Source organism: Pyrinomonas methylaliphatogenes (assembly GCF_000820845.2).
GTDB lineage: Bacteria > Acidobacteriota > Blastocatellia > Pyrinomonadales > Pyrinomonadaceae > Pyrinomonas > Pyrinomonas methylaliphatogenes.
The window spans coordinates 62,119-73,261 of the sequence record NZ_CBXV010000004.1 but is presented as its reverse complement, the minus strand read 5'-3'; the positions used below and the strand labels follow the sequence as shown (position 1 = coordinate 73,261).

Sequence of the window (11,143 nt, the reverse complement as noted above, 5' to 3'; positions counted from 1 at the left end):
ACTCGCCGATCTCGCGCATTTCCATACAGCGAGGGCCGTCTTGGGAGACGCCGCGTCGCGCTTATCGCCCACTTCCGCCCTTTCCGAGTCTCTGGCACGAGCGTTGCTCAAGAGACGTTTCGAGTTCAAACGCCAGCGCGCCCGTGAAATTCAGCGGACGGCTGGGGATAAGGAGAGGAGAAAGATGCTTTGGACGATCATCGTCATCCTGCTGGTCCTGTGGCTTCTTGGAGTGATCACCAAATTCACGGTGGGCGGCCTGCTTCACCTTCTCTTGGTGATCGCGCTGGTGATCTTGATCATCAATTTGATCACCGGACGCCGCGCCGTTTGAGCCGCAGGCTCTCAAGGCTTTAACTCAATCGAGCGCACGGCGATCGGATTCAGAATGCGCCCGACCGGATAGAGATTCAGTTGCGCATCCCAATACGGCGATCGCTGGTAGAAGAAGCGCAGACGTGCGCGCGCATCCGCCGCGAACTTCGGATCGCGCGCCACGCGCTCTTCGAACTCCTCTTTCAGTTTCGGGTCCTCAGCTATCATCCGCCTCGCCAAGTTCTCGAGCACATAGTCTTCACCATACTCTTTCTGCTCGAAGATGGCGTTGAAGAATCCCCAGCGAACGAGCGAATCCGGAGCCTGCGGTTCGAGCATGTGCAGGATCAAACGCGCCGCAGGTTGAGCGACCGGAACGAGGACCGATCCGCGCGGATAAGTGCGGCGCTCATGAATCGGATCAGCGACGAAAGATAAGAGCACTCGCCCTTCGAAAGAGGATGGAGCCCATTTCACGTCACGAAAGCGATAGCTTTCCACCTCAACCGTTAGCGGCTCCTCGATCCTGCGCATCATCACGCCATGCGCCGCCAGCAGTTCGATCACGCTTTTCCACTGCGGCGGCACGATGTAGTACAGGGGAGGCGCGACCGATACGCTGACTCGCGCTTGATTGCGGAGCGGAACCTCCAGGTCGAGCGGCTCCGATTCATATATGATCCGGACCGCGCCGGAGATCTCGCTCAACTCGCGCCGATACCGCACACCCTTGAACAGGAACGGAACCGATCCTTCTGTCGGCTCGACTTCGAGCGCGACCCGACGCTGCGGATCATAGCTCCGCCCCCATGAACCGGCCTCCTCATCGGCAGCGCGCACGGCTTTGATCAACGACGCGGGATCGCGATTGACTTCCGCGAGCATGAAACGGAGCACATCGTACGTTCCGCGCACGCGCGAACGATAAGGTTTCAACATGTGCGTTTCGATCAGCAACGCCGGTCGATTGCGCGTCAGCGGGACATAGCCGGTGGCGAAGCGCGGCGTCGAAATGAACTCATCTATGCCCCGCGCCGGATCCGTCTCATCATGCAACACGATGTAGGGCGAAACCAAATTGCCTTCCGCCTCCACGGCAGGGACGACGCGCCCTTCGAAGATTTCGCGCATCCATTGGCGTATAGACATGGGCGCATTCTCGTGTCGCTCGAATTGATAGGTGATGTTGTAGCGGAAATCGGCCCCATCGGTCGTGTGGCAATCGATGAACAGATCCGGTTGCCATTCGTTCCACAAACGGAGCCAAGCGCGCGTCTCCGGCGCATCGGCTTTGATGTAATCACGGTTCAGATTCAGCCCAGCGCTCGTCGCGCGCCACCCCATCTCGGCTGGACCGTTCTGGTTGATGCGATTATAGGGGCCGAAACGTTCGTGCCCATCGACGTTGTAGATGGGGATGAAAAGCAACACGGCGCGATCGATCAGCTCCGCGCGCGTCTTCGTGATGGCGATATCCCGGATCAAAGCCAAACCGGCATCCTTCCCCTCCGATTCGCCCGCATGAATGCACGCTTGAATGAGCACGACGACCTTGCTCGCTTTGCGCGCCGCTTCCGGAGTGAAAGTCCCATCCTTTGCGACGATCAGCAGCGGAAGCGCCCGCCCCTCGCCGCTTTCGCCGAAATGGACCAAACGGACCCACGGCGAAGCGGCGGCTAAGCGCTCGCTGAAAGCGATCGTCTCGGCATAACGCGGAGTCTCACGATAATCGGTCCGCTCCGCAGGCGTCATCCAGTCGGACGGCACTGCCGGCGACTCGTGCTGGCCGTAGATGATTCCGCCGAACATGAAGAACCACAAAAAGGCGAGACCGATCGTAACACATTTTCCCCATAGCCCAACGCTCAACCAAGCCGATCTGAAGTGAGATCTCGACATGAACCATTGTTTGACTCCTCGCTCGCACTGTATGCAAAGTCCGCACCCCACCTCGCCTTCCGCTCCGAAGGGAGTTATCTTGCCTTCCGTCATATAGATCACTTGAAGCCGTTCCAAATAGGTTGGTGGAACTCGACTAACCCAAAGATGAGAGCAAGGCGAAAAGGCCGAGCCACAACAGGTCCATGAAGTGCCAATAGATGGCAACCCCTTCCGAGATCGTCCGTCGCTCCATCATAGCTTCGATCTCGAGGCTGCGCGCACATGCGACGAGATATCCGAGCGCGACGATCCCACCCATCAAATGCAACCCGTGCGCTCCGGTGATGATGTAGAAGAAAGAACTGAGCGGGTTGCTGGCCAGATAGATGCCGCGCGCGACCAACGAACGCCAAGCCATCAACTGCGCGATGAGGAAACCTAAACCGAGCCCCAAAGTCAACAATAACCGGTGATAGTAAGGACGTATGGCTCGATGGCGCAGCGCCCGCCGCGCAGCCTCCATCGTCACGCTGCTCGCCACGATCAAAGCCGTGCTCAGCCAAAGCAGACGCGGCATCCTGATCGAATGCCAATCATGGTTGCTCATCAAGCGTAAGACGAAGGCCCCGGTCAACGCACCAAACGTCATGGTAATGGCAACCAGACCGAACAACAGCCCCAGTTTGTAACGGATCGGCTGGCCATCATGGGCCGCATCATCGCGGTCCCTCCCGCCGCCGCCACCGCCATTCCCGCGAAACCCCGCCGTTTCGATGTCCGTTACCGTTCACTCCCCAGCCGGGCTTGCGCGCGACGAAAGTCCCGGTCGGCTCGGCTGTCACGGTCGGTTCCTTAGTGACGATCGCTCGTTTCATCAGCAGCCTTCCTCGCGAACCCCATTTTAACCCGCAAGGCGGAACAAGGATAAATGCGCGAAGCGGATTTCTCGTCGCCCGGGATCTAACCGCGAAGAGACGGGCCGATTTCCGAAGACTTTGTTTAAAATACATAAACATGGTTGACACTGAGCGCGAGACCGTGTTAGCGTAAGTTCCGGCTGCCCAGACGGGAGGGTCGAAAACCGCTTCGCTCTCTTGCTATTACCACGACGAGACCTGCTCGCAGTTAGCGACCGAGATCGAATCACACGATGCGCTTCGACAAAGCAAAAGCCGTTCGCGCGGCAGAAAAACATCTTTCCCAGGGCAAGATCGCGGCGGCCATCCAAGAGTACCGTCGCATCGCCGAGCACGATCCGAAAGACTTCGCTGCGCTCAACACGCTCGGCGATCTATATGTGCGTGCGGAGAAGCCCGCCGACGCCATCGCGTGTTTTACGCGCGTGGCCGAGCACTACCGCACTCAAGGTTTCACGTTGAAGGCCATCGCGATGTACAAGAAGATCCAGCGTCTGGATCCGACGGCGCTTGACGTCGCCGACAAGCTCGGCACGCTCTACGAGCAACAAGGGCTCATCGTCGAAGCGCGTCAGCAGTACATGTTGATGGCTGACGCCTACACGCAAGCGGGGCAACGCCGCAAGGCGCTCGAGGTCCTTCGCCGCATCGCCGATCTCGATCCGCAGAACGCTGAGATTCGGTTGAAGCTGGCCCAGAGCTATGCGCATGAGGGGCTGCGTTTCGATGCGGCTGAGGCCTATGTTCAAGCCGGTGCCAATCTGCTGGCCCAGAAGGCATATGAGCGTGCCCTTGACGCTTACAATCAAGCTTACGGACTCGATCCGCTCAATCAAGAGGCGCTCAGCGGGCTCGTCTCAGCCTATTGCGGATTGGGCCTGGCCCATGATGCGGCGGAGATTCTGGAACGGGCGATCGCGGATGATCCAGAGAACGCGGAACTCCGCGCCATGCTGGTGCGCGCTTATCTCGAGGCCGAGGAGATCGAAGCCGCCGAGCGCGTGGCGAAGGATCTTTTCGCGCGCGAATCGCACAGCTACACAGCGCTGATCGAAGTGGCGCGTTTTTATCTGCGTCGCGGCGATGCGGCGCGCGCCGTTTGTCTGCTCGCGCAGGTGATCGAGCCGGCTTTAGCGGCGCGCGATGAAGAGACGCTCGAGGGACTTCTCCATCACAGCCTCGAATGCGATCCTGAACAGATCGAGGCTTTACGCCTGCTCGTGCGCATCTACACTTGGCAGCGCGACGACGAGCGATTGCGCGCGACGCTCGAAAGATTGGTCGAGGCGGCGCGCGAGCAAGGATTGGCGGAAGAGGAGCAGAGCGCGCTCGCTCATCTCGCCCGCCTTTCGACCGAAGAAGCCGTGTCGAACAACCACGCGCCCAAGAGCGCCGATGAGGTCGAGTACACGGCTTTTCGCCTTGAAGACTCAGCTTCGGGATTCGAGTCTGCGGTCACGCCAGATCTCGCCTTTGGATGGGAGGCGGTCGGCTTCGATTCGAACATCGATGGCGTTGCCGAGATCGCGACTCCGAACCTTCAATCCTTCGAGGATGCGCTCGCGTCCTCGAGCGAAGTTGCCCGTCGGGAGAAACTGCTTCAGCAGGAGCTCGAGAGCGTTGACTACTATCTGACGCAAGGTTATGTGGACATCGCGCGCGATACGCTCGATCTTCTGGAGCAACAATTCGGCCCGCACGCGAGCATTGCGGAAAGGCGCGCGCGCTTAGCTCAAGCAACGGCGACGCCCGCAGATTCTGAGGTCGAATACGGCGCTATTCCAGCGGAAGAGGTAGGCCTCATCGAGGCCATCGTGGCTGAAGCCGCGCCGGATCCGCCGCAACTCGCCGCCGAGAAGAGGGCGAACGGGCATGGGCCAACGATCGACCCGGGTTTCGCCGCGTTGCTTGACGAGTTCCGCGCCGAACTGGGCGAAGACGAGCCAGCCGCATCACCTTCGGATTACGAAACCCACTACAATCTCGGCGTCGCTTACAAGGAGATGGATCTCCTTGACGAAGCCATCGAAGAGTTCCAAAAAGCGATCGCGCTCACCGCGCCACAGGATGGCACGCCGCGCTATTTGCAGTGCTGCAACCTGCTGGGCCACTGTTTCATGCAGAAAGGGATGCCGCGCGTTGCCGCCATGTGGTTCAAACGCGGCCTCGACGCGCCAGGTCACTCCGAAGACGAGTATCAAGCTCTACGTTACGAACTGGGCAACGCCTACGAGCAGATGGGCGATATCGAGCGTGCGATCGAAGTGTTCTCGGAAGTTTACGGCATAAACGTCTCCTATCGCGGAGTGGGCGAACGCCTGCGAGAGCTCCAATCGCAACGAAACCTCACCAAGTGACGCGCCATCTGGGGTGAGCTATCACGCACCCAGATCGAATTCGCTCCACCAGAAGAAGCGAGTTGACGCGCCATCTGGGGTGGACTAGCGCTTCCCTTCTGTGCCATTATCATAGCGGGGCGATGGCAGCGAGATTAACGGTCGTCTTCTACATCATACTGAGCCTTGAGGTGGGGCTTGCGCTCGTCTTTCTGCCGTGGGTGCAACCCTTCGGCCTCGGCGATTGGGGCGACAATTACCTGCTTCTGTACGCGGCGCAAAAGATCGGGCTGCAGAGTCTGCGCCAAGTGATCGCTTCGGGCTGGGTGCGCGGGGCGGTAACCGGCCTCGGGATTCTCAATCTACTTATGGCTTTTTGGGAGATCTTCAACTTCAAGCGCACCGTCCGTCTGTTGCAGGCGCAAGAAGAGCACCATGCACGACCTATCGAGCGAGATCCCAACTCCTATCACCTATCTCATCACGAGCGGTGAGTTATCCGCCCAAGATGATTTCGCCCGCACGATCGATCTCATCCGTCGCGCCGTCGAATCCGGCGTCAGCCTCATTCAGATTCGAGAGAAGAATTTGCCGGCGCGCAGGCTTTACGAGCTATCATGTCGCGCGGCTGAGATAACGAACCGTAGCGCGACCCGTTTGCTGATCAACGATCGCGCCGATATCGCGCGCGCCGCCGGAGCTGATGGCGTGCATCTTACTTCACATTCTTTGAAAGCCGATGTCATTCGTCAGGCTTTCGGTCCGGATCTCCTTATCGGCGTCTCCACACACTCGCTCGTAGAAGCTGGCGAAGCGCGCGATGCGGGAGCGGACTTCGTCGTCTTCGGCCCGATCTTCGAAACGCCATCCAAATCGATCTACGGATCGCCACTAGGGGTGGAATGTTTGCGGGAAGTCGTTCAAGCCCTTCGCCCCTTCCCCGTCATCGCGCTCGGCGGCATCACCCTCGATAACTTCGCCCAAGCGCTAGAGGCCGGCGCCTCCGGCATCGCCGCCATAAGGCTGTTTACCGCAGCGAAAGATTTGCCCGCTGTAATTGAAAGCATAACGCACCATAAACCGGCCCGTCCTTAGGCGGCCCGTAAGCGCGGCGCTTTCATCTGGTAGATCGAACTTCGAGCGGAGCGTTGACATGATAGACCACAAAGACGAACCGATCATCGCCTTGACCATCGCCGGGCTCGACCCTTCCGGCGGCGCGGGCATCGTCGCCGACATCAAAACTTTCACCGCCTTCGGTTGCTTCGCCGTTGCGGCCGTCACTTCGCTTACTTTTCAGAACACGACCGGAGTTTTCGGTGCCGTCCACCAGACGGCAGAAACGGTGCGCGATCAGATCCTCCCAGTCGTCGAAGATCTCTCCGTCGCTGGCGCGAAGACCGGCATGCTCCCGACGCGCGCGATCATCGCCGAAGTCGCGCGCCTGTTTCGCGAAACGCCGCTGCCCGCGCCGGTGGTCGATCCGGTGGTCCGCTCAACTTCGGGCTACGATCTGATCGATGACGAAGCGCTCGAAGCGCTCAAAAGAGAGCTGCTGCCGCTGGCGCGGATCGCGACGCCCAACATCCCTGAAGCCGAACGCATCACCGGGCTGCGCATCAAGGATGAAGAGGGCATGCGTCAAGCCGCGCGCATCATGCGCGAGATGGGCGCGCGCGCCGTGCTCATCAAAGGCGGGCATCTTGCGGATGAGGCGCTCGACCTGCTGGATGATGGTGAACAGGTCCGCCTCTACAGCGCGCCGCGCATTCAAACCAAAGCGACGCATGGCACGGGTTGTACACTTTCGGCAGCGATCGCCGCGTGTCTCGCCCACGGATTGAGCTTGCACGAAGCGGTCGCCAGAGCGAAAGATTTCGTCACGGAAGCGATCATGAAAGCGCCTCCCATCGGTCGGGGTTTCCATCCGGTGAACTCAGCTCATTCGGTGCGGTCGGTGCTCGACAAGACCGGCGAAGCGTAACGCTTCCGGATCTGGCTCCGAGTAACAGCTTGTTGTCCCGAGGCATCGAGTCACGTCGCGCCCGATGCGCCAGCGCCGATGAACTCATCGTCATCGAGACGCACTAGCGATGGCATTCGAACTGTATTAAACTTCGCATGCGAGGCGAACATGGATCCGAAGTTTTTCAAGGCGGAAGAACTTGGGATCAAGCTGGAGATCGTGCGTGGGCTGCCGATCTGGGAGCCTTACCCCATCTACAAACATCAGAAGGCCATCGACCGTATTCGCGCGACCATCGCTCCGATCGACTCAGCACAGAGCAGTGGGAGCTCGTGTTCCTGCGTTCACGTCTCCGATGTTTATATCAACTTTCCCGACGGCTCTCTCAAACGGCCCGACATTTCGATCTTCTGCCGCGAGCCAGACGAGGAAGAAGAGGCGATCACGCTCGTGCCCGAAGCGGTGATCGAAGTCATCAGCAGAGGCTACGAAGCCAAGGATCTGGAGATCGGACCACAATTCTACCTTTCGCAAGGCGTCAAAGACGTGATCGTCTTCGATCCATACACGCTTCTCGTCCTGCATCTACGTCGAGATGGCGCTTCGCAACACAAGTCGCCGGTCGAAATCCAGTTGTTGTGCGGGTGCCGCTGCGAGGTGTGAAATTGCCCGCAGTTCGGCATGCGGGATCGACTTCTTGATGGATCGGACCACATTCGCCTCTCGCCGCGAGGACTCGCTCTTTGCCACCTGCAGACGGCTCTAGTAACCGACAGCCGGTCCATCGCTCAAGCGCGGGTCGGTCGCGCCGAGAAGCACGCCCGTCTTCTCTTCACGCATGATGCCTTCGGCATCGCCCATGTAGCGCGGACGCGCGGTCAGTTTGTGCCCGCGCGCTTCGAGCGCGCGTTTCGTATCTTCCGCTAGACCGTAAGGCTCGTAGACGAGTTCATCCGGCAGCCACTGATGATGAATGCGCGGCGCGTCGATCGCCTGCTGGATGTTCATCCCGTGATCGATGATGTTGACGATCACCTGCAACACCGTGTTGATGATCGTCGGTCCACCGGGCGAACCGACGGTGAAGTAAAACGAGCCGTCCGGATGAAGCACGATCGTCGGCGTCATCGCCGAAAGCGGTCTCTTTTTCGGCGCGATCGCGTTCCTTTCGCCTTGGATCAAACCGAACATGTTGGGCACGCCGGGCTTAGCCGCGAAATCATCCATCTCATTGTTGAGCAACACGCCTGTCCCTTTCGCCACCACTCCCGATCCGTAGCTGCCGTTCAACGTGTATGTGTTGGCGACGACGTTGCCCTCACGATCGACCACGGTGAAATGGGTCGTCTCTTCAGCTTCCGCGCCAGCGGGTTTGCCGGCTTTCACTTCCGCGCTCGTCGAAGCCCGTTCGAGGTTGATCGTCGCGCGCAGCTTCGCCGCGTAAGATTTATCGATCAAACCGGCGACCGGCACGTTGACGAAATCGGCATCGCCCATGTACTCGGCGCGGTCGGCGAAAGCGCGGCGCATCGCTTCCGCCATTACATGATATTTCTCCGCCGACGCCCAGCCCATGCGACCGAGATCGAATCCTTCGAGGATGTTGAGCATTTCGATGAGCACCACGCCGCCCGAAGACGGCGGCGGCATCGAGATGATTTTGTAGCCGCGATAGGTCGAGCTGACGGGCGCGCGCTCTTTCGCCACGTAACCGCGCAGATCCTCGAGCGTGATCGTCCCGTTGTGGCGCTTCATGTCTTCGGCGATCAAGCGCGCCGTTTCGCCTTCATAGAATTCGCGCGGCCCCCCTTTTTGCAATCGCGCCAGCGTCGCCGCCAGATCCGGTTGACGTATGATCTCGCCCTCTTCGTAGAACTTGCCGTCGCGCAAGAAGATTCGTCGGCTGTCTTCGTACCGGCCCAGCAGATCGGCGCTCGCGCGTAAGCTGCGCGCCAGCCTGTAATCGACCGTGAAGCCTTCAGCAGCCAAACGGCGCGCCGGTTCTAGGAGCTGCGCCCACGTGAAGCGGCCTGAACCGTATTTTTGCAAAGCGAGCGCCATGCCGGCGACCGTTCCCGGAACTCCTGAGGCGCGATAGCCGACGAGCGACGATCCTTCGCCTTGGATCAAGTTACCGTTCCGGTCCAGATACATGTCGCGCGAAGCGGCGAGCGGCGCCATCTCGCGATAGTCAATAGCGGTCGTGCGCCCGTCCTTCAAACGGATCAACATGAAGCCGCCGCCGCCTAAGTTGCCCGCCGCGGGCCACGTCACGGCGAGCGCGAAGCCGACGGCGATGGCCGCATCGACGGCGTTGCCGCCGCGCTTTAGGATGTCAACGCCCACTTCCGACGCGATGCGGCTCGTCGAGGCGACCATGCCGTTTCGCGCGCGCACGGGCGGGCGCGATGCGGCACCGACGGCGGTCACGCCGCCGCTCGCCAGCAGCAGCATCAAAAGGATCGCCAACGTCTTCCGCCAGTTTCTTATCATACCGGTCCAGTTAATTTGAGTGGTAGAGATCCGTCTCCGCATACCGATCTTAGAGCGCGACCATCAGCGCGGCGAGCAACGCGCCGCGACGCGCGACGTCCGCGACCAGAATGTGCTCGTGATCAGAATGGGCACCATCGCCGGCGACGCCCAAACCATCGAGCACGGTCGCGCCGACGGCGGCAGCGAAATTCCCGTCGGACGCTCCGCCGACGCTCGTCTCGCAAAGTTCCCAATCGAGGAGCGAAGCGATTCGGCGCGCGCGCTCGTAGAGCGCGACCACTGCGGGCGTGCGCTCGAGCGGCGGACGATTGATGCCGCCGGAGAGACGAAGGCGCGTGCGTGCATCGAACGGCTTCAACTCGCGCAAAGCGCGCTCGACTCTTTCCGCTTCGGCTTGTGTGCTGAAGCGGATGTCGATTTCGGCGCGCGCGTGCGCGGCGACGACGTTCACTTGCGTGCCGCCGCACACGACGCCGACGTTGACCGTGGTTCCTTTCTCCGGCGCGGCCAGCGCGTAGATGCGCTCGATCTGGCGCGCAAGCTCAAGCACGGCGCTCGCGCCCTTTTCCGGTTCGAGTCCAGCGTGCGCCGCGCGACCTTCGACTTCGAGGCAGAAGATCCCGGTCCCTTTGCGCGCCGTCTTCGCGCATCCGCCCGGAGCCGACGGTTCCAGAACGAGCACGTGCGCGGCGCGACGCGCCTCCGCTTCGACGATGGCGCGACCATGGTCGCTGCCTGACTCCTCATCGCAAGTCAACAGCGCGACGACCGGGCGCGCGAGCGGCAGATCGAGTTCTGCGCAGGCGCGCATCGCCATGAGCGCGAGCGCGCAATTGATCTTCATGTCGAAAATTCCAGGCCCATAGATCCGACCGTCCTCTTCACGCCAAGGCTGAAGGCGGATCGTCCCACGCGGATAGACCGTATCCGTATGGCCCAGTAGGACGACCGGGCGCGCCCCCGAATTCACATCGCCGAAGACGATGCGCAAATGTTCGCCGCAAGCTCCGGCAGGTCGCCTCTCGATCGCCGACACGCCCGCTATCCTTTGCGCCGTTTGGACCAGAAGCTCGACCACGGCACAGCTCCCTTCCGCATCCTTCGACGGCGATTCGGTCTCGACCAACTGGCGCGCGAGCGCGAGCGTCTCATCGAGATGCTCTTCCATGTAAGCGTTAAGTCTTCGCGCTGTCGCTCTATCGATCTCCATGATGCTGCTCTTTTTCGCCCTT

General features: G+C 60.4%; 11 protein-coding genes. 6 read left to right on the top strand and 5 right to left on the bottom strand.

Annotation, left to right across the window (positions count from 1 at the left end; translation table 11 throughout):
- Positions 1–184: 184 nt before the first annotated feature.
- Positions 185–334 carry a lmo0937 family membrane protein gene (locus PYK22_RS17490; RefSeq protein WP_157770733.1) on the top strand — a complete coding sequence of 50 codons (150 nt, stop codon included), beginning with the start codon at positions 185–187 and terminating at the stop codon, positions 332–334.
- An 11-nt stretch (positions 335–345) separates the two neighbouring features.
- Here PYK22_RS17490 and PYK22_RS04880 read toward each other — a convergent pair whose 3' ends face one another.
- The 3 genes from PYK22_RS04880 to PYK22_RS17485 form a co-directional block, all read right to left on the bottom strand.
- On the bottom strand, positions 346–2,214 hold the full coding sequence (locus PYK22_RS04880; protein ID WP_211197617.1) for a M14 family metallopeptidase: 1,869 nt from the start codon (positions 2,212–2,214) through the stop codon (positions 346–348).
- 136 nt (positions 2,215–2,350) lie between these two features.
- Positions 2,351–2,845, bottom strand: coding sequence for a cytochrome c oxidase subunit 3 (locus PYK22_RS04875; RefSeq protein ID WP_060635346.1), 495 nt, complete (start codon positions 2,843–2,845; stop codon positions 2,351–2,353).
- Between the two features lie 67 nt (positions 2,846–2,912).
- Positions 2,913–3,071, bottom strand: coding sequence for a hypothetical protein (locus PYK22_RS17485; protein ID WP_157770681.1), 159 nt, complete (start codon positions 3,069–3,071; stop codon positions 2,913–2,915).
- A gap of 275 nt (positions 3,072–3,346) precedes the next feature.
- Here PYK22_RS17485 and PYK22_RS04865 point away from each other — a divergent pair, with 275 nt between their 5' ends.
- The 5 genes from PYK22_RS04865 (at position 3,347) to PYK22_RS04845 (ending at position 8,078) form a co-directional block, all read left to right on the top strand.
- Positions 3,347–5,470, top strand: coding sequence for a tetratricopeptide repeat protein (locus tag PYK22_RS04865; protein WP_041975045.1), 2,124 nt, complete (start codon positions 3,347–3,349; stop codon positions 5,468–5,470).
- A gap of 122 nt (positions 5,471–5,592) precedes the next feature.
- Complete coding sequence (locus PYK22_RS04860) at positions 5,593–5,943, top strand: hypothetical protein (protein WP_041975044.1); 351 nt, start codon at positions 5,593–5,595, stop codon at positions 5,941–5,943.
- Positions 5,885–6,544 carry a thiamine phosphate synthase gene (gene thiE / locus PYK22_RS04855; protein WP_041975043.1) on the top strand — a complete coding sequence of 220 codons (660 nt, stop codon included), beginning with the start codon at positions 5,885–5,887 and terminating at the stop codon, positions 6,542–6,544. Before PYK22_RS04860 ends, thiE begins: the two co-directional genes overlap by 59 nt.
- Before the next feature lie 58 nt (positions 6,545–6,602).
- Positions 6,603–7,433 (top strand): bifunctional hydroxymethylpyrimidine kinase/phosphomethylpyrimidine kinase, encoded by an 831-nt coding sequence (thiD, locus tag PYK22_RS04850; protein ID WP_041975042.1) that lies wholly within the window; start codon positions 6,603–6,605, stop codon positions 7,431–7,433.
- 150 nt (positions 7,434–7,583) lie between these two features.
- Positions 7,584–8,078: a Uma2 family endonuclease gene (locus PYK22_RS04845; protein WP_041975041.1), complete on the top strand. Its 495-nt coding sequence runs from the start codon at positions 7,584–7,586 to the stop codon at positions 8,076–8,078.
- 99 nt (positions 8,079–8,177) lie between these two features.
- On the opposite strand, the gene ggt is transcribed toward PYK22_RS04845, so the two are convergent.
- The gene (ggt, locus tag PYK22_RS04840; RefSeq protein ID WP_041975039.1) at positions 8,178–9,908 is read right to left on the bottom strand and encodes a gamma-glutamyltransferase; all 1,731 of its coding nucleotides are present in this window, start codon (positions 9,906–9,908) and stop codon (positions 8,178–8,180) included.
- 49 nt (positions 9,909–9,957) lie between these two features.
- Complete coding sequence (locus tag PYK22_RS04835) at positions 9,958–11,121, bottom strand: M20 family metallopeptidase (protein WP_211197616.1); 1,164 nt, start codon at positions 11,119–11,121, stop codon at positions 9,958–9,960.
- Between the last annotated feature and the right edge of the window lie 22 nt (positions 11,122–11,143).